Consider the following 18,133-nt stretch of genomic DNA (forward strand, 5'->3'; position numbering starts at 1 on the left):
CAATGTTGAGAGTTATTGTAATGCGCGTAGCAGCGCATCGTTGTCGGCGCTATCGGCAACCTGAATCTTCTGCCAGCCCAGCTCCCGGGCCTGAAGGGCCAGACGTTCGCTGACAACGACAACGCGGCAGTGCAGGAGCCACCGTTCGCGATACCATTGCGGTATTAACGACCATAGCTGCTGCAGCATCTCGCCGCTGGTGACCACCAGCGTGGTGACCCCGCGAGATTGCCAGCGCATCGCTTCTTCTGCGCCATCGTAATGCTTTGCACTACGTTGATAACATTCACAAAATGTGACCCTGGCGCCGCGCTCGGTCAGCGTCGCGCCTAAGAGTTCCCGCCCGCCATTGCCGCGTAAGATCAGCGCATTTTTACCGGCAATGTTTTGTAATTCAGGTAATTGTAGCAAGACTTCGCTGATTTCCCGATCTAACGGGTAATGGATATGCTGCCCGCTGACCGTATGCAGGGCCAGCGCCGTCGTGCGGCCAATGGCAAAATAGCGTGGGGAAGTGGGCCAGGGCAGCCCCTGTTGCTGCAGGCGGGCATGGGCGAACTCCACCGCATGCTGGGACAGCGCAAACAGCAGATCGTCAGGCCCGAGGCGGGCAAGCGCGTCGCCCAGCGCGGGAAGCTCCCGGCCAGGCGTAAATTCTATCAGCGGAAAGCCCCAGGCCACGCGTCCCATGGCCCGCAGACGGCTGACCAGCGCTTCTCCTTGCGGTAATGGACGAGTGACCAGGATGCTCATCGTGGGGCTTCTCCATCATAAACTGCCGCGAGAATGTCGCGCGCGCCGTTATCCAGGAGCTCTTCCGCCAGCGAGATGCCGAGCGCTTCGGCCTGCTCTGCTGGCCCGCGCCGTTCGCCGCGTACCATCTGCGAACCATCCGGGGCGCCAACCAGCGCCCGCAGCCACAGTTCGCCGTTGACGAGTTCCGCATAGCTGCCAATCGGCACCTGGCAGCCGCCTTCGAGACGAGTGTTCATCGCTCGCTCGGCGCGCACGCGCACTGCCGTTTCCGTATGGTTGAGAGGCGCTAGCAGCCCCTGGGTCCATGCATCGTCGAGACGGCATTCGATGCCGACCGCACCCTGGCCGACCGCCGGCAGGGATTGCTCCGGCGACAGCGGCTGGCGAATTCTCGCCTCGAGCTGCAGGCGCTTCAGGCCGGCGGCGGCGAGGATGATGGCGTCATACTCGCCGTTATCCAGCTTACTCAGCCGGGTACCGACGTTACCGCGCAGAGAGCGGATCACCAGGTCCGGACGAGTGGCGGCCAGCTGGCACTGACGGCGTAAACTTGATGTGCCAACGACGCTGCCGGCCGGGAGTTCATCAATCGAGGCATAGTGATTGGAGACAAACGCGTCGCGCGGATCGTCGCGCTCGCAGATAGTCACCAGCCCCAGACCCTCCGGGAATTCCACCGGCACATCTTTCATCGAATGAACGGCGATATCGGCGCGCCCTTCGAGCATGGCAAGCTCTAACTCTTTCACAAATAAGCCCTTGCCACCCACCTTTGCCAGCGGAGTATCAAGGATGACATCCCCGCGAGTGACCATCGGCACCAGCTCGACCTTCAGTCCGGGATGCGCGTGTTCCAGGCGCGCTTTAACATATTGCGCCTGCCATAGCGCAAGTGGGCTTTGCCGTGTGGCAATTTTCAAAACTTTGTCTAACATGCTTGTTACCGTCATTGTCGACCACTAACCATCCTAACATTGTTGTCTTACGGATGTTAGTTTTCACGGTTTATGTGGGAGATAGCTCCGGCCCACTCTTTTTTAACCTTTCATGCGCGTGGCGGTTGCCGGAGGCGTAGTGAGGAATTTACAGGTAATAAACGGTGCTACACTTGTATGTAGCGCATCTTTCTTTACGGTCAATGAGCAAGGTGTTAAATTGATCACGTTTTAAACCATTTGTCCGTCCGCTGCTCATCACAACCACACCGACGACGAATGGTGACGGTTTTTGTTGAAATACTGAAATCCTCCGTACTATTGTACCTCGGGTTTTTGAACATCAGGCGATATGTCTTGTACCTCTATATTGAGACACTGAAACAGAGACTGGATGCCATCAACCAATTGCGCGTGGATCGCGCGCTTGCTGCCATGGGACCCGCTTTCCAGCAGGTTTACAGTCTACTGCCAACGTTATTACATTATCATCACCCGCTGATGCCGGGTTACCTTGACGGTAACGTTCCCCGTGGCATTTGCCTCTACACGCCTGATGAAACCCAACGCCACTATCTTGAAGAACTGGAACTGCATCGCGGCATGCAGACCCAGGAGCCGCCAAAAGGCGAGCTGCCGATCACCGGCGTCTACTCGATGGGCAGTACCTCCTCCGTCGGCCAGAGCTGTTCTTCCGATCTTGATATCTGGGTATGTCACCAGGCCTGGCTGGATAGCGAAGAGCGCCAGCTGCTGCAGCGAAAATGCAGCCTGCTTGAGAGCTGGGCGGCCTCGCTCGGCGTGGAAGTCAGCTTCTTCCTGATCGACGAAAACCGCTTCCGCCATAACGAAAGCGGCAGTCTCGGCGGCGAAGACTGCGGTTCGACCCAGCATATTTTACTGCTCGATGAGTTCTACCGCACCGCGGTGCGTCTCGCCGGCAAGCGTATTCTGTGGAATATGGTGCCGTGCGATGAAGAAGAGCATTACGACGATTACGTCATGGGGCTGTATGCCCAGGGCGTGCTGACGCCAAACGAGTGGCTCGATCTCGGCGGCCTCAGTTCACTGTCGGCGGAAGAGTACTTCGGCGCCAGCCTGTGGCAGCTGTATAAGAGTATCGACTCGCCCTATAAAGCGGTGCTGAAAACGCTGCTGCTGGAAGCCTACTCCTGGGAATACCCCAACAACCGCCTGCTGGCGAAAGATATCAAACAGCGCCTGCACGACGGCGAGATCGTCTCCTTCGGACTCGACCCCTACTGCATGATGCTGGAGCGCGTGACCACCTACCTCCAGGCCATTGACGATGAAACTCGTCTCGACCTGGTGCGCCGCTGCTTCTACCTGAAAGTGTGCGAAAAACTCAGCCGCGAGCGCGCCTGCGTCGGCTGGCGTCGCGAAGTCGTCAGCCAGCTGGTCAACGCGTGGGGCTGGGATGAAAAGCGTCTGATGATGCTCGACAACCGGGCGAACTGGAAAATTGATGAAGTGCGCAAGGCGCACAACGAACTGCTCGATGCGATGATGCAGAGCTATCGTAATCTGATCCGTTTCGCACGGCGCAATAACCTCAGCGTCTCCGCCAGTCCGCAGGATATCGGCGTGCTGACGCGTAAGCTGTATGCGGCCTTTGAAGCGCTGCCGGGCAAAGTGACGCTGGTGAACCCGCAAATTTCGCCGGATCTGTCGGAACCGAATCTGACCTTTATCCACGTGCCGCCGGGTCGCGCCAACCGTACCGGTTGGTATCTGTATAACCGCGCGCCGGATATGGAATCGATCATCAGCCATCAGCCGCTGGAATATAACCGTTATCTTAATAAGCTGGTGGCCTGGGCCTGGTTTAACGGCCTGCTGACCTCACGCACCCGCCTGTTTATTAAGGGCAACGGCATCGTCGATCTGGCGAAGCTGCAGGAGATGGTGGCCGATGTGTCGCACCACTTCCCGCTGCGCCTGCCGGCGCCCACGCCAAAAGCGCTATACAGCCCGTGCGAAATTCGCCACCTGGCGATTATCGTCAACCTCGAATATGACCCGACGGCGGCCTTCCGCAATCAGGTGGTGCACTTCGATTTCCGTAAGCTCGATGTCTTCAGCTTCGGCGAAGAGCAAAAATGTCTGATCGGCAGCGTCGACCTGCTGTATCGCAACTCGTGGAATGAAGTGCGTACGCTGCATTTCAACGGCGAGCAGGCGATGATTGAAGCGCTGAAAACGATCCTTGGTAAAATGCATCAGGATGCCGCGCCGCCGGACAGCGTGGAGGTCTTCTGCTATAGCCAGCATCTGCGCGGCCTGATCCGCACCCGCGTACAGCAGATGATCTCCGAGTGCATCGAACTGCGTCTCTCCAGTACCCGTCAGGATACCGGGCGCTTTAAAGCGCTGCGCGTCTCCGGCCAGACCTGGGGACTGTTCTTCGAGCGTCTCAATGTTTCGGTGCAGAAGCTGGAAAACGCCATTGAGTTCTACGGCGCTATCTCGCACAACAAGCTCCATGGCCTGTCGGTGCAGGTGGAAACCAATCACGTTAAGCTGCCGGCGGTAGTGGACGGATTCGCCAGCGAAGGGATTATCCAGTTCTTCTTTGAAGACGCGGATAACAACGACAGCGGCTTTAACATCTATATTCTCGATGAGAGCAACCGCGCTGAGGTCTATCACCACTGCGAGGGCAGCAAAGAGGAGCTGGTGCGCGACGTCAGCCGCTTCTATTCGTCATCGCACGATCGTTTTACCTACGGCTCCAGTTTTATCAACTTCAACCTGCCGCAGTTCTATCAGATTGTCGAGGTGGACGGGCGCACCCAGGTGATCCCTTTCCGCACCCAGGCGATTGCCGCCGCGATACCCACCAGCCAGGACGTTACCGCCTCGCCGGTGCTGCAGCAGCGCTACTCGTAGATTTGGCCCGGAAAAGGCGCAATGCGCCGTCATCCGGGAAACATGTCATTAACGGAATCTCACCGTCTCACCGGCCTGCTGGCTCGCCGCCTGCTCCAGCAGATCCCAGAAGGTTTCACCGCTGCGATCGCAGATCCACTCGTCGCCTTTGAGATCGAAATGGTAGCCGCCCTGTTTGGTGGCCAGCCACACCTGGTGCAGCGGCTCCTGACGGTTAATAATGATTTTGCTGCCGTTTTCAAAGCTAATGGTCAGCACGCCGCCGTTGATTTCGCAGTCGATGTCGCTATCGCCGTCCCAGTCATCCAGGCGTTCTTCGATGGTCATCCACAGGCTATCGGCCAGGCGATGGAATTCACTGTCGTTCATAATTTTATTCTGCTTTTTTGATTTTTGAAGATGGGTCGCAGTATAGCGCGAAACAAAAGCGCGCGCAGTCGGATGCTAAAGGCTTGCTTTTACGTCTTCTCCTGCGATGATAGAAAGCAGAAAGAATGAATCACGGGCAACTATCAATGAAAAACGTTTTTCCTACGCTTGCCGTTTTGTTTGCGATCTTCAGCCTGACCGGCTGCGGTCTGAAAGGGCCTCTCTATTTCCCGCCGGCTGATAAAACTGCGCCGCCGCCGACCAAACCGGTTAACCCGGGCATTCAGAGCTCAACGCCGGATCGTAACGATCGTGGCGATACTGGTGGTCCGAGCCAGGTCAATTACTAACGATAACGTTCTGTTCCGCGCAACTGGAGTAGATAATGCAGTTCTCTAAAATGCATGGCCTTGGCAACGATTTTATGGTCGTTGACGCGGTAACGCAGAATGTTTTTTTCTCGCCGGAGCTGATTCGCCGCCTGGCGGATCGCCACCTTGGCGTCGGGTTCGATCAGCTGTTGGTGGTGGAGCCGCCCTACGATCCGGATCTGGATTTCCATTACCGGATCTTTAATGCCGACGGTAGCGAAGTGTCGCAGTGCGGCAACGGCGCGCGCTGTTTCGCGCGTTTCGTCCGGCTGAAAGGCCTGACCAATAAACGTGATATCCGCGTGAGTACGGCCAACGGCCGTATGGTATTAAGCGTAACGGAAGACGATCTGGTGCGGGTGAATATGGGCGAGCCCAACTTCGAGCCCTCCCAGGTGCCGTTCCGCGCCAACAAAGCGGAAAAGACCTATATCATGCGTGCCGCCGAGCAGACAGTATTGTGCGGCGTGGTGTCCATGGGGAACCCGCACTGCGTTATCCAGGTGGATGATGTGGATACGGCGGCGGTGGAAACCCTCGGCCCGGTGATGGAAAGCCATGAGCGTTTTCCGGAGCGCGCGAATATCGGTTTTATGCAGGTGGTCGGCCGGTCCCATATTCGTCTGCGCGTCTACGAACGCGGCGCGGGGGAAACCCAGGCCTGTGGCAGCGGCGCTTGCGCCGCGGTGGCGGTGGGGATCCAGCAGGGGTTGCTCGCTGAAACGGTACGTGTGGAATTACCCGGCGGTCGTCTTGATATCGCCTGGAAAGGCCCGGGCCAGCCGCTGTTTATGACCGGCCCGGCGGCCCATGTCTATGATGGATTTATTCATTTATGAAACCAATCGGGGAAGAACAGCAGGAGGTCGCCAGCGCATTGAACGATCGTGCAGTGGTGGACTATCTGTTGCAAAATCCTGAATTTTTTATTCGTAATGCCGCCCAGGTCGAACATCTCCGCGTCCCGCATCCGGTGCGCGGTACGATTTCGCTGGTGGAGTGGCACATGATGCGGGCGCGTAACCATATCCATGTGCTGGAAGAGAATATGTCGCTGCTGATGGAGCAGGCGGTAGCCAATGAAAGCCTGTTCCAGCGCCTGCTGCAGCTGCAAACGCGGCTGGCGGCGGCGGAGAGCCTCGACGATATGCTTAACCGCCTTCACCGCTGGGCGCGCGAGCTGGGGCTGGCGGGCGCCACGGTGCGCCTGTTCCCTGACAGCTGGCGCCTGGGCGCGCCTTCGAAGTTTACCCACCTGGCGTTAAGCCGGCAGGCGTTTGAGCCGATCCGTATTCAGCGTCTGGGCCAGGCGCGCCACTACCTTGGGCCGCTGAACGGTCCGGAGCTGCTGGTGGTATTGCCGGAGGCGAAAGCCATTGGGTCAGTGGCGATGTCGCTGCTGGGCGGCGATAATGCCCCTGGCGTGATGCTCTTTAGCAGCCGCGATGCGCAGCATTATCAGCCAGGACAGGGGACGCAGCTGCTGCAGGAGATCGCCCAGATGCTGCCCGGCCTGCTGGAGCGCTGGATTGAACGCGCATGACCGATTCTCCTCTCTTCTCCGCCGTCGCCCGCTTTCTGCGCCACCTTGGCGTTGAACGCCAGCTCAGCCCGATCACGTTACTGAATTACCAGCGACAGCTGGACGCGCTGATTGCCCTGGCGGATGAGGCGGGTCTGAAAAGCTGGTCGCAGTGCGATGCCGCTCAGGTGCGAAGTTTTGCGGTGCGCAGTCGCCGCGCGGGATTAGGCCCGGCAAGCCTGGCGCTTCGCCTGTCGGCGCTGCGCAGTTTCTTCGACTGGCTGGTCGGCCAGGGCGAGCTCAGCGCCAATCCGGCGAAAGGGATTGCCGCGCCGAAAATTCCCCGTCACCTGCCAAAAAATATCGATGTCGATGACATCAATCGGCTGCTGGATATTGATCTCAACGATCCGCTGGCGGTGCGCGACCGGGCGATGCTGGAGGTGATGTACGGCGCGGGGCTGCGTTTGTCCGAGCTGGTCAACCTTGATATCAAACATCTCGATCTCGAAAGCGGCGAGGTCTGGGTGATGGGCAAAGGCAGCAAAGAGCGCCGCTTGCCGATCGGTCGCAACGCCGTGATGTGGATTGAGCACTGGCTGGATTTACGCGGCCTGTTCGGTACTGACGACGACGCGCTGTTTTTGTCGAAACTGGGCAAGCGAATTTCGGCGCGCAACGTACAGAAGCGGTTCGCCGAGTGGGGCATTAAGCAGGGACTGAACAGCCATGTGCATCCGCACAAGCTTCGCCACTCCTTTGCCACCCATATGCTGGAGTCCAGCGGCGATCTGCGCGGTGTGCAGGAGCTGTTGGGTCATGCTAACCTCTCCACCACCCAAATCTATACCCATCTCGACTTTCAACACCTTGCCTCGGTGTACGATGCCGCGCATCCGCGCGCAAAACGGGGGAAATAATGCGTTTTTACCGACCTCTGGGCCAGATTTCCGCGCTGACGTTTGACCTGGACGATACCCTTTATGATAACCGCCCGGTCATTGACCGGACGATGCACGAGTCGCTGGCTTTTGTACGCAGCTACCATCCGTCGCTCAGCCAGTTCGACGCCCATGAGCTTAATCAGCTGCGCCAGACGCTGTTGGCATCCGAGCCTGAGATCTATCACGACGTGACCGTCTGGCGCCACCGTGCGCTGGAGTTAGGCATGCGTAACGCCGGACTCTCCGCCGACGAGGCGAAAGCGGGGGCCGATGCGGCGATGGAACACTTCGCCCAGTGGCGCAGCCGCGTCGATGTCCCGCAGGAGACCCACGATACGCTGGCGAAGCTGGCGGAGAAGTGGCCGCTGGTGGCGATTACCAACGGCAACGCCCGACCAGAGTTGTTCGGCCTGAGCGACTATTTCCGCTTTGTGCTGCGCGCCGGGCCGGATGGCCGCTCCAAGCCGTTTGCCGACATGTACCATCTGGCGGCGGAGCGCCTGAACTTACCGCTCGGGCATATTCTGCACGTCGGCGATGACCTGACCACTGACGTCGCCGGATCGCTGCGCTGTGGCATGCAGGCCTGCTGGATCAAACCGCAAGGCGCGGACCTGATGCACACCGCGGACAGCCGCCTGCTGCCGCATATTGAAATTTCACGGTTGGCATCTCTGACCTCGCTGATATAATCACCAGTTACTCTGTATATATTAACAGGGGTTCGTGGAACCCCTTCTCTTCCGGCGGTGCCAATGGACGTTTCTTACCTGCTCGACAGCCTTAATGACAAACAGCGTGAAGCAGTAGCGGCCTCGCGCACCAACATGCTGGTTCTGGCAGGGGCGGGCAGTGGTAAGACGCGCGTTCTGGTGCACCGTATCGCCTGGCTGCTGAGCGTGGAGAACTGCTCGCCGTATTCTATTATGGCGGTGACCTTTACCAACAAAGCGGCGGCAGAGATGCGCCACCGTATCGGCCAGCTGATGGGCACCACCCAGGGCGGCATGTGGGTGGGCACCTTCCACGGCCTGGCCCACCGCCTGCTGCGCGCGCACCATCTGGACGCCAACCTGCCGCAGGATTTCCAAATCCTCGATAGCGAAGACCAGCTGCGCCTGCTGAAGCGTCTGATTAAGGCGATGAACCTCGATGAGAAGCAGTGGCCGCCGCGTCAGGCGATGTGGTACATCAACAGCCAGAAAGATGAAGGGCTGCGCCCGCATCATATTCAGAGCTACGGCAACCCGGTCGAGCAGACCTGGCAGAAGGTCTATCAGGCCTATCAGGAAGCCTGCGATCGTGCCGGGCTGGTGGACTTCGCCGAACTGCTGCTGCGCGCCCACGAGCTGTGGCTGAATAAGCCGCATATCCTCCAGCACTACCGTGAGCGGTTCACCAATATCCTCGTCGACGAATTCCAGGATACCAACAACATTCAGTACGCGTGGATCCGCCTGTTGGCGGGCGATACCGGCAAGGTGATGATCGTCGGCGATGACGATCAGTCGATTTACGGCTGGCGCGGCGCGCAGGTCGAGAACATTCAGCGTTTCCTTAACGATTTTCCCGGTGCGGAAACCATCCGCCTTGAGCAGAACTATCGCTCGACCAGCAACATCCTCAGCGCCGCCAACGCCCTGATTGAAAACAACAACGGTCGCCTGGGCAAGAAGCTATGGACCGACGGCGCCGACGGCGAGCCGATCTCGCTGTACTGCGCTTTCAACGATCTCGACGAAGCACGCTTCGTAGTGAACCGGATAAAAACCTGGCAGGAGAACGGCGGGGCGCTGGAGCAGTGCGCCATCCTCTATCGCAGCAACGCCCAGTCGCGCGTGCTGGAAGAGGCGCTTCTGCAGGCCAGTATGCCGTACCGCATCTATGGCGGCATGCGCTTCTTCGAACGCCAGGAAATCAAAGACGCGCTCTCGTACCTGCGTCTGATCGCCAACCGTAACGACGATGCGGCGTTTGAGCGCGTAGTCAATACGCCGACCCGCGGCATCGGCGACCGCACGCTGGACGTGGTGCGCCAGACGTCACGCGATCGTCAGCTGACGCTGTGGCAGGCCAGCCGTGAGCTGCTGAAAGATAAAGCGCTGGCCGGTCGCGCCGCCAGCGCCCTGCAGCGCTTTATGGAGCTGATTGACGCGCTGGCGCAGGAGACCACCGATATGCCGCTGCACGTCCAGACCGATCGGGTGATTAAAGACTCCGGGCTGCGCGCGATGTACGAGCAGGAGAAAGGCGAGAAGGGTCAGACCCGTATTGAAAACTTAGAGGAGCTGGTGACGGCGACGCGCCAGTTTAGCTACAACGAAGAAGATGAAGATCTGATGCCGCTGCAGGCGTTCCTCTCCCACGCCGCGCTGGAAGCGGGCGAGGGACAGGCGGATACCTGGCAGGACGCGGTTCAGCTAATGACCCTGCACTCGGCGAAAGGGCTGGAGTTCCCGCAGGTGTTCATCGTCGGCGTCGAGGAGGGGATGTTCCCGAGCCAGATGGCCCTTGATGAAGGCGGCCGCCTGGAAGAAGAGCGTCGTCTGGCCTACGTTGGCGTGACGCGCGCCATGCAGAAGCTGACGCTGACCTACGCGGAAACCCGCCGTCTGTACGGCAAAGAGGTTTACCATCGGCCGTCGCGCTTTATTGGAGAACTGCCGCAGGAGTGCGTAGAAGAAGTGCGTCTGCGGGCTACGGTGAGCCGCCCGGTAAACCATCAGCGACTGGGCGCGCCGATTGCCGAGAGCGATACCGGCTACAAATTAGGCCAGCGCGTACGGCATCCGAAGTTTGGCGAAGGCACCATCGTCAATCTCGAAGGCAGCGGCGAGCACAGCCGGCTGCAGGTGGCTTTTCAGGGTCAGGGGATCAAATGGCTGGTCGCGGCTTACGCCCGGCTCGAGGAAGTGTAACTTTAAGAAAAATATCATTATTTTGTAATATTCTGCTACCTTTATACGTTAAGGCGCCTGATTTGCGCTTTCGCGTTCCGTTGCGTGTTGACGCCGATTTTGCGCTGGCGTAACATGCGCGCACGATTACGCTAAGAGGACATTCGCCTTGGACACACCCAGTAGATGCTGGCTCAACTTCCTGTCATTCAGGAACAACTCCTAAGGCTATCCTCTTATGCTGATAGCCTTAGCGGTTGTCAGCGACCTGCCCCATTCCCGTCGCGCTGAGTCAGGCTTAATGGTCTGAAACCCAATTTGTTTCTGTGTGCCCACCGAACTGTCCGATAATTTTTTTGCATTGGGAGTCCCGGTCATGCTGAGCGCATTTCAACTGGAAAACAATCGTTTAACGCGCCTGGAAGCCGATGAGATCAAGCACCTCGCCAGCTCGGTGTGGGTCGATCTGGTCGAGCCTGACGACGATGAGCGAAGCCGCGTGCAGACGGAACTGGGTCAGAACCTGGCGACGCGCCCGGAGCTGGAAGATATCGAAGCCTCCGCGCGTTTCTTTGAAGATGAAGACGGGTTACATATCCACTCCTTCTTCTTTTTCGAAGATGCCGACGATCACGCGGGTAACTCTACCGTGGCGTTTACCATCCGCGAAGGGCGCCTGTTTACGCTGCGTGAGCGTGAACTGCCCGCTTTTCGCCTCTACCGCATGCGCGTGCGTAACCAGACCCTGGTGGACGGCAACGCCTACGAGCTGCTGTTAGATCTGTTCGAGACCAAAATCGAACAGCTGGCGGATGAGATAGAAAACATCTACAGCGACCTGGAAAAGCTGAGCCGCGTGATTATGGAAGGCCACCAGGGCGATGAGTACGACGAAGCGCTGTCGACGTTGGCGGAGCTGGAAGATATCGGCTGGAAGGTCCGCCTGTGTTTGATGGATACCCAGCGCGCGCTGAACTTTCTCGTGCGCAAAGCGCGCCTGCCGGCGGGCCAGCTGGAGCAGGCGCGGGAGATCCTGCGCGATATCGAATCCCTGTTGCCGCACAACGAATCGCTGTTCCAGAAGGTGAACTTCCTGATGCAGGCGGCGATGGGCTTTATCAACATCGAGCAGAACCGCATCATCAAGATCTTCTCGGTGGTGTCGGTGGTGTTCCTGCCGCCAACTCTGGTGGCCTCCAGCTACGGGATGAACTTTGAATTTATGCCTGAGCTGCACTGGAGCTTCGGCTACCCGGGGGCGATCGTCTTTATGATGCTGGCTGGCCTGGCGCCGTATCTCTACTTCAAGCGTAAAAACTGGCTGTAGTTGTTGTGCCGGATGCGCTGCGCTTATCCGGCCTGAGTGCTGTACTTTTGTAAGCCGGATAGGGCGGAGCCGCCATCCGGCAATGTCCTAGCTCCGACGCCCCCGCCTTTGCGTATACACCGCATCCATCACGAATATCGCCAGCGCCACCCAGATAAAGCCAAAGGTGACCATTTTATCCTTGCCCGGCACTTCGCCGTAGAACGTCACCGCCAGCAGGAACATTAGCGTCGGGCCGATGTACTGGAAAAAGCCCAGCGTGGAGAGCCGCAGACGCGTTGCCGCCCCGGTGAAGCACAGCAGAGGGATGGTGGTCACCACGCCCGCCGCCATCAGCAGCAGATTGAGCGACCAGGGGTTCTGCCCCATATGGCTGGTGGGGCTGTCGGTGATGCCGAACAGCCAAATCGCCGCCACCGGCAACAGCCACAGCGTTTCCACCAGCATGCCGGTCTGCGCATCAACAGCGATTTTCTTCCGCACCAGACCATAAAAGGCAAAGCTGAAGGCCAAACCAAGGCCGATTATCGGTAGCGAACCAAAGGTCCAGAGCTGCACCAGCACGCCGCAAAAGGCGAGGATCATCGCCAGCCACTGCAGGCGACGGAAACGTTCGCCAAGGAAAATCATCCCTAACAGAATATTCACCAGCGGGTTGATAAAGTAGCCGAGGCTGGCTTCCAGCATATGGTGGTTATTCACCGCCCAGATGAACAGCAGCCAGTTGCCGCCGACCAGCACCGCAGAGAGCGCCAGCAGGAAGATCTTGCGCGGCGTCTTCAGCAGCTTTTTCACCTGCGGCCACTGACGGCTAACGCTGATGAGCGCCACCATGAAGAAGAAAGACCAGATCACGCGATGGGTCAGAATTTCATCGGCGGGAACATAGTAGATAAGTTTGAAGTACGCCGGCGCGATACCCCAGATAAAGTAGGCGGCGAGGGCCAGAATAATCCCCAACCGCGTCTGTTTCGCATCCATCGGTAAAATCCATTGCCAAAGAGAGTGATGTTACTCGATTTTGGGCAATCAACCCACCATATAGGTCGCTGTTGCGCTGGCAATATATACCTGAGCTTCGTTATGCAGTTCCACACGGGCTACCGCCACTTTATTGCCGGCGCGCAGCAGGGTGCTGGTCGCGGTAAAACGTTCGCCGCGACCCGGACGCAGGTAGTCCACGCGCAGGTCGATGGTTCCCATGCGGGAAAGCCGCTGGCGCAGCTCTTCTTCATTGATGGTGTCATGGCGGGTAAGGGTGCTGCCAACGCAGACCAGACCTGCGGCGACGTCCAGCGCGGAGGCGATTACACCGCCATGCAGAATGCTTTGCGCCCAGTTGCCGACCATCATCGGCTGATTATTAAAGCTGAGCTGGGCAAACGCTTTTTCATAGCGCTCCAGTTCGAGGCCGAGGGCGCGGTTAAACGGCATGTGATAGACGAAAATCTCCCCCACCAGTTTCAGAGCTGCTTCGGCAGTAAGTTCAGACATAACACCGGTTCCATTCGTTAATAAAATGTTGATTTTATGCTTCTAAAATATTGATTTCCACTTTCGGAGTGGATTTGGGGGCAGGGGATTAATAAACAGGTAGAATGTCTTCAGGTGAAACAAAAATAAAAACTATTTATCAGGAGACCAGCATGCGTATCTCTTTGGCCTGCCTGGCGGCGCTGTGCGCGCTACCGGCTGGTGTTATGGCGCAGGATGCGTCGGTACACGACAAACCAGCAGTGCGCGGCAGTATTATCGCCAACCTGCTACAGGATCATGATAATCCTTTTCTGCTCTACCCTTATGAAAGCAACTATCTGCTCTACACGTGGACCAGCGATCTCAATAAAGAGGCGATTCGCAGCTATGACTGGGCCGAAAATGCCCGTAAAGATGAAGTGAAGTTTCAACTGAGCCTCGCCTTCCCGCTGTGGCGCGGCATCCTGGGGGATAATTCGCTGCTCGGCGCGTCCTATACCCAGAAGTCCTGGTGGCAGCTCTCCAACAGCAAAGAGTCGGCGCCGTTTCGCGAAACCAACTACGAACCCCAGCTGTTTCTTGGCTTTGCCACCGACTATCAGTTTGCCGGCTGGACGTTGCGCGATATCGAAATGGGATATAACCACGACTCGAATGGCCGCTCCGATCCCACCTCGCGTAGCTGGAACCGGCTCTATGCCCGCCTGATGGCGCAAAATGGCAACTGGCTGGTGGAAGTGAAACCCTGGTATGTGGTGGGCAGCACCGATGATAACCCGGATATCACCAAATATATGGGCTATTACCGCCTGAAGGTGGGTTACCAGCTTGGCGAGGCGATCCTCAGCGCGCAGGGGCAATATAACTGGAACACTGGCTACGGCGGGGCGGAGTTGGGGGTGAGCTATCCCATCACCAAACATGTTCGCGCTTACACCCAGATCTACAGCGGCTACGGCGAATCGCTTATCGACTATAACTTTAATCAAACGCGCGTCGGCGTCGGGCTAATGCTCAACGATCTGTTTTAATCGTTGCACTCTGGCTCGCAGGCGCTGAAAATAGCGCCTGTTTTCTTTTCAGGCAAATGGGGTCAACGTGGCACAGGCGGAAGTATTAAATCAGGAATCGCTGGCTAAGCAGGTTTTACAAGAGACCTTCGGCTACCAGCAGTTCCGCCCTGGCCAGGAGACGATTATCGAGACGGTGCTCGAGGGCCGTGACTGCCTGGTGGTCATGCCGACCGGTGGCGGCAAGTCACTGTGTTATCAGGTACCGGCGCTGGTCATGGGCGGCCTGACGGTAGTGGTCTCGCCGCTGATCTCGCTGATGAAAGATCAGGTCGATCAGCTGCTGGCCAACGGCGTGGCGGCGGCCTGTCTGAACTCGACCCAGAGCCGCGAACAGCAGCAGGACGTGATGGCCGGCTGCCGCAGCGGGCAGGTTCGTCTGCTGTATATCGCTCCGGAACGGTTGATGCTCGACAACTTCCTTGAGCATCTGGCGAACTGGAATCTGGCGATGCTGGCGGTGGACGAAGCGCACTGCATCTCCCAGTGGGGCCATGACTTCCGCCCGGAATATGCCGCGCTGGGCCAGCTTCGTCAGCGGATGCCGCAGATCCCGTTTATGGCGTTGACCGCCACCGCCGATGACACCACCCGCCGCGATATCGTCCGTCTGCTGGGACTTAACGATCCGCTCATACAGGTCAGCAGCTTCGACCGGCCGAACATCCGCTATATGCTGATGGAGAAATTCAAGCCGCTCGACCAGCTGATGCGCTACGTCCAGGATCAGCGCGGCAAATCGGGCATTATCTACTGCAACAGCCGTTCGAAAGTGGAAGATACCGCCGCGCGTCTGCAGAGCCGCGGCATCAGCGCGGCGGCTTACCATGCCGGCCTGGAAAACGACGTGCGCGCCGACGTGCAGGAGAAATTCCAGCGCGACGATCTGCAGATTGTGGTGGCGACAGTGGCCTTTGGGATGGGCATCAACAAGCCGAACGTCCGCTTTGTGGTGCATTTTGATATCCCGCGCAATATTGAATCCTACTATCAGGAGACCGGCCGCGCCGGGCGTGACGGCCTGCCGGCGGAAGCGATGCTGTTTTACGATCCGGCGGACATGGCGTGGCTGCGCCGCTGTCTGGAAGAGAAGCCCGCCGGGCCGCTGCAGGATATCGAACGGCATAAGCTGAACGCGATGGGGGCGTTTGCTGAAGCCCAGACCTGTCGTCGTCTGGTGCTGCTGAACTACTTTGGCGAAGGACGCCAGGAGCCGTGCGGCAACTGCGATATCTGTCTTGATCCGCCGAAGCAGTACGATGGCTTAATGGACGCCCGTAAGGCGCTCTCCACTATTTATCGGGTCAACCAGCGCTTCGGGATGGGTTACGTGGTGGAAGTCCTGCGTGGCGCTAACAATCAGCGCATCCGTGAGATGGGCCACGATAAGCTCCCGGTATACGGCATCGGCCGGGAACAGAGTCACGAGCACTGGGTGAGCGTGATCCGCCAACTGATTCACCTTGGGCTGGTGACGCAGAATATCGCCCAGCACTCCGCGCTGCAGCTGACCGAAGCCGCACGCCCGGTGCTGCGCGGCGACGTCCCGCTGCAGCTTGCCGTACCGCGTATCGTGGCGCTGAAGCCGAAGGCGATGCAGAAATCCTTCGGCGGTAATTACGATCGTAAGCTGTTTGCCAAGCTGCGCAAATTACGTAAAGCGATTGCCGATGAAGAAAACATTCCCCCGTACGTGGTCTTCAACGACGCGACGCTTATTGAGATGGCGGAGCAGTCGCCGCTAACCGCCGGCGAAATGCTCAGCGTCAACGGCGTGGGGACACGTAAACTCGAGCGTTTCGGCAAGCCGTTTATGGCGCTGATCCGGTCGCATGTCGATGGCGACGACGAGTAGTCAGCTGGCTATAAAAGTGCCAGAATAGTTATCCTCTTCATTATTTTCCTGCGAGTTAACTATGCTGATGCTTTTCCTTACCGTGGCGCTGGTGCATATCATTGCGCTGATGAGTCCGGGGCCGGATTTTTTCTTTGTCTCACAAACGGCCATCAGCCGCTCGCGCAGAGAGGCGATGATGGGAGTGCTGGGGATCACCTGCGGCGTAATGATCTGGGCGGGGGTAGCGCTGCTCGGCCTGAACCTGATCCTCGCCAGAATGGCGTGGCTGCATAACATCATTATGGTCGGCGGGGGCTTGTACCTGTGCTGGATGGGCTACCAGATGCTGCGCGGCGCGTTGAAAAAAGAGGCGGTGTCCCCGCCAGAGCCGCAGGTTGAGCTGGCTCGCAGCGGACGCAGCTTCTTGAAGGGATTGCTGACCAATCTGGCGAACCCGAAAGCGATTATCTATTTCGGCTCGGTGTTCTCGCTGTTCGTCGGTGACAGCGTTGGCGCCGGCGCGCGCTGGGGTATTTTTCTGCTGATTATCATGGAAACGCTGGCCTGGTTTATGGTGGTTGCCAGCCTGTTCGCCCTGCCGGGGATGCGCCGCGGCTATCAGCGGATGGCGAAGTGGATCGACGGTATCGCCGGCACGCTGTTTGCGGGCTTCGGCATCCACCTGATTATCTCGCGTTAACCTGGCGTGATGCTCCACCCGGCTATATCCGGGTGGAGAAAGTGTCAGTGGCGAAGCCGCTGCAGCTCGTCTTCAGACAGACCGGTCATTTCCATAATCGCTTCGTCATCAATACCGCGTTTGCGCATCGCTTCGGCAACCTGCAGCAGGGCCTGATGTTTGCCTTCCTTTATACCTTCCTTTATACCTTGCTGTACGCCTTTCCTGATGCCTTTTTCCATACCTTCTGCGAGCCATGTTTCCGCCAGCGTCATCAGTAATCCTCCATGCTGCGGCACGCGCTGTGCCAGCCCGTATAAGAGTGTCCGAGTATCCTCGGCATCCCCTGCCTGAGCCATATAGTTTACCAATACGGTGATTTGTTGTCCGCTCATCTGCTCCAGCATTAAGAGTTGGGTCAACTTATCCAGCAATTGCGCCATATCGCGCTGACGGATGTGTTTTTGCACCAGCGTCAGGGCCGCCATGCTGCGGTGCTGCATAATGTCGTCGTCGGGGATCACCGTGATATCGACCAGCGGAAACGCTCCGCTATAGAGCTGGCGGGCGGTCTCGGGATCGGCGAAATTATCCAGCCAGCTCATAGACCAGGGATAGGGGCTGCGTCGTCCCTGATAGAAGAGGACCGGGATAACCAGAGGCAGCGTTTTATGGCCGTTCTCCAGATGGCGCTGCATGGCGGCGACGGCATAGCGCATTAAGCGAAAGGCCATCAGTTTATCGGGGGCGCTCTGGTGCTCGATCAGAACATGGACATACCCCTTACCGCGGGTGGTTTCCAGCGAGTAGAGAATATCGCTGTAGTAGGGCCTGAGGTCGTCTTCAAGAAAGCTGCCGGATTCCAGACGTAGGGTATTCAGTTTGCAGATCGCTGTTAACGCCGGAGGCAGGTGGATCTCGATGAAATCGCGCGCCGTCTCTATCCGTGAGAGAAAAGTTTTAAATACCGCATCATGAGGGGTCGCCGTTTCTGCCATCGCCGTTCATCCGTGAATCACCTATCTGGCGGCATCCTGGCA

Annotated in this window: 18 protein-coding genes; 12 read left to right on the forward strand and 6 right to left on the reverse strand. The window is 58.1% G+C overall.

Going from position 1 to position 18,133, the window contains the following annotated elements; genetic code table 11:
* Positions 1-12: 12 nt before the first annotated feature.
* Complete coding sequence (gene hemD, locus MKS11_RS23985) at positions 13-753, reverse strand: uroporphyrinogen-III synthase (RefSeq protein WP_004886806.1); 741 nt, start codon at positions 751-753, stop codon at positions 13-15.
* Positions 750-1,691 (reverse strand): hydroxymethylbilane synthase, encoded by a 942-nt coding sequence (hemC, locus tag MKS11_RS23990; RefSeq protein ID WP_004886804.1) that lies wholly within the window; start codon positions 1,689-1,691, stop codon positions 750-752. Before hemC ends, hemD begins: the two co-directional genes overlap by 4 nt.
* 357 nt (positions 1,692-2,048) lie before the next feature.
* Here hemC and cyaA point away from each other — a divergent pair, with 357 nt between their 5' ends.
* Positions 2,049-4,601 carry a class I adenylate cyclase gene (gene cyaA / locus MKS11_RS23995; RefSeq protein ID WP_025999157.1) on the forward strand — a complete coding sequence of 851 codons (2,553 nt, stop codon included), beginning with the start codon at positions 2,049-2,051 and terminating at the stop codon, positions 4,599-4,601.
* A gap of 48 nt (positions 4,602-4,649) precedes the next feature.
* Here the strand turns inward: cyaA and cyaY are convergent, their stop codons facing one another.
* Positions 4,650-4,970 (reverse strand): iron donor protein CyaY, encoded by a 321-nt coding sequence (cyaY, locus tag MKS11_RS24000; RefSeq protein ID WP_004886799.1) that lies wholly within the window; start codon positions 4,968-4,970, stop codon positions 4,650-4,652.
* A 146-nt stretch (positions 4,971-5,116) separates the two neighbouring features.
* Here cyaY and lptM point away from each other — a divergent pair, with 146 nt between their 5' ends.
* From lptM to corA, 8 genes are all read left to right on the forward strand, one after another.
* The gene (gene lptM / locus MKS11_RS24005) at positions 5,117-5,320 is read left to right on the forward strand and encodes an LPS translocon maturation chaperone LptM (RefSeq protein WP_004886794.1); all 204 of its coding nucleotides are present in this window, start codon (positions 5,117-5,119) and stop codon (positions 5,318-5,320) included.
* Between the two features lie 35 nt (positions 5,321-5,355).
* Positions 5,356-6,180, forward strand: a complete 825-nt coding sequence (gene dapF, locus MKS11_RS24010; RefSeq protein WP_002883394.1) for a diaminopimelate epimerase — start codon at positions 5,356-5,358, stop codon at positions 6,178-6,180.
* Positions 6,177-6,884, forward strand: coding sequence for a DUF484 domain-containing protein (locus MKS11_RS24015; protein WP_004886790.1), 708 nt, complete (start codon positions 6,177-6,179; stop codon positions 6,882-6,884). Before dapF ends, MKS11_RS24015 begins: the two co-directional genes overlap by 4 nt.
* On the forward strand, positions 6,881-7,783 hold the full coding sequence (xerC, locus tag MKS11_RS24020) for a tyrosine recombinase XerC (protein WP_087771341.1): 903 nt from the start codon (positions 6,881-6,883) through the stop codon (positions 7,781-7,783). The genes MKS11_RS24015 and xerC overlap by 4 nt, the downstream gene beginning before the upstream one ends.
* Positions 7,783-8,499, forward strand: coding sequence for a 5-amino-6-(5-phospho-D-ribitylamino)uracil phosphatase YigB (gene yigB, locus MKS11_RS24025; protein ID WP_004886786.1), 717 nt, complete (start codon positions 7,783-7,785; stop codon positions 8,497-8,499). Before xerC ends, yigB begins: the two co-directional genes overlap by 1 nt.
* Positions 8,500-8,562: 63 nt before the next feature.
* Positions 8,563-10,725 (forward strand): DNA helicase II, encoded by a 2,163-nt coding sequence (uvrD, locus tag MKS11_RS24030; protein WP_004886784.1) that lies wholly within the window; start codon positions 8,563-8,565, stop codon positions 10,723-10,725.
* 148 nt (positions 10,726-10,873) lie between these two features.
* Entirely contained in the window at positions 10,874-10,930 is a 57-nt protein-coding gene (gene ysgD, locus MKS11_RS27725; RefSeq protein WP_349815745.1) for a YsgD/CorL family protein, read from the forward strand.
* A gap of 150 nt (positions 10,931-11,080) precedes the next feature.
* Positions 11,081-12,031, forward strand: a complete 951-nt coding sequence (gene corA / locus MKS11_RS24035; protein WP_002883400.1) for a magnesium/cobalt transporter CorA — start codon at positions 11,081-11,083, stop codon at positions 12,029-12,031.
* An 87-nt stretch (positions 12,032-12,118) separates the two neighbouring features.
* Here the strand turns inward: corA and rarD are convergent, their stop codons facing one another.
* Both rarD and yigI read right to left on the reverse strand, forming a co-directional pair.
* Positions 12,119-13,012: an EamA family transporter RarD gene (gene rarD, locus MKS11_RS24040; protein WP_017899396.1), complete on the reverse strand. Its 894-nt coding sequence runs from the start codon at positions 13,010-13,012 to the stop codon at positions 12,119-12,121.
* A gap of 48 nt (positions 13,013-13,060) precedes the next feature.
* A complete protein-coding gene (gene yigI, locus MKS11_RS24045; protein ID WP_002883404.1) occupies positions 13,061-13,525 on the reverse strand; it encodes an acyl-CoA thioesterase YigI in 465 nt (154 codons plus the stop codon).
* 152 nt (positions 13,526-13,677) lie between these two features.
* Here yigI and pldA point away from each other — a divergent pair, with 152 nt between their 5' ends.
* From pldA to rhtC, 3 genes are all read left to right on the forward strand, one after another.
* Complete coding sequence (pldA, locus tag MKS11_RS24050; protein WP_004886777.1) at positions 13,678-14,538, forward strand: phospholipase A; 861 nt, start codon at positions 13,678-13,680, stop codon at positions 14,536-14,538.
* Between the two features lie 67 nt (positions 14,539-14,605).
* Complete coding sequence (gene recQ, locus MKS11_RS24055) at positions 14,606-16,432, forward strand: ATP-dependent DNA helicase RecQ (protein ID WP_004886773.1); 1,827 nt, start codon at positions 14,606-14,608, stop codon at positions 16,430-16,432.
* A gap of 61 nt (positions 16,433-16,493) precedes the next feature.
* Complete coding sequence (rhtC, locus tag MKS11_RS24060) at positions 16,494-17,114, forward strand: threonine export protein RhtC (RefSeq protein ID WP_004886772.1); 621 nt, start codon at positions 16,494-16,496, stop codon at positions 17,112-17,114.
* Positions 17,115-17,158: 44 nt separating this feature from the next.
* On the opposite strand, the gene MKS11_RS24065 is transcribed toward rhtC, so the two are convergent.
* On the reverse strand, positions 17,159-18,091 hold the full coding sequence (locus MKS11_RS24065) for an Rpn family recombination-promoting nuclease/putative transposase (RefSeq protein ID WP_087771342.1): 933 nt from the start codon (positions 18,089-18,091) through the stop codon (positions 17,159-17,161).
* Positions 18,092-18,133: the final 42 nt, after the last annotated feature.

This window comes from Klebsiella sp. K5-45 (assembly GCF_030128605.1).
GTDB classification, from domain to species: Bacteria; Pseudomonadota; Gammaproteobacteria; order Enterobacterales; family Enterobacteriaceae; genus Klebsiella; species Klebsiella quasipneumoniae.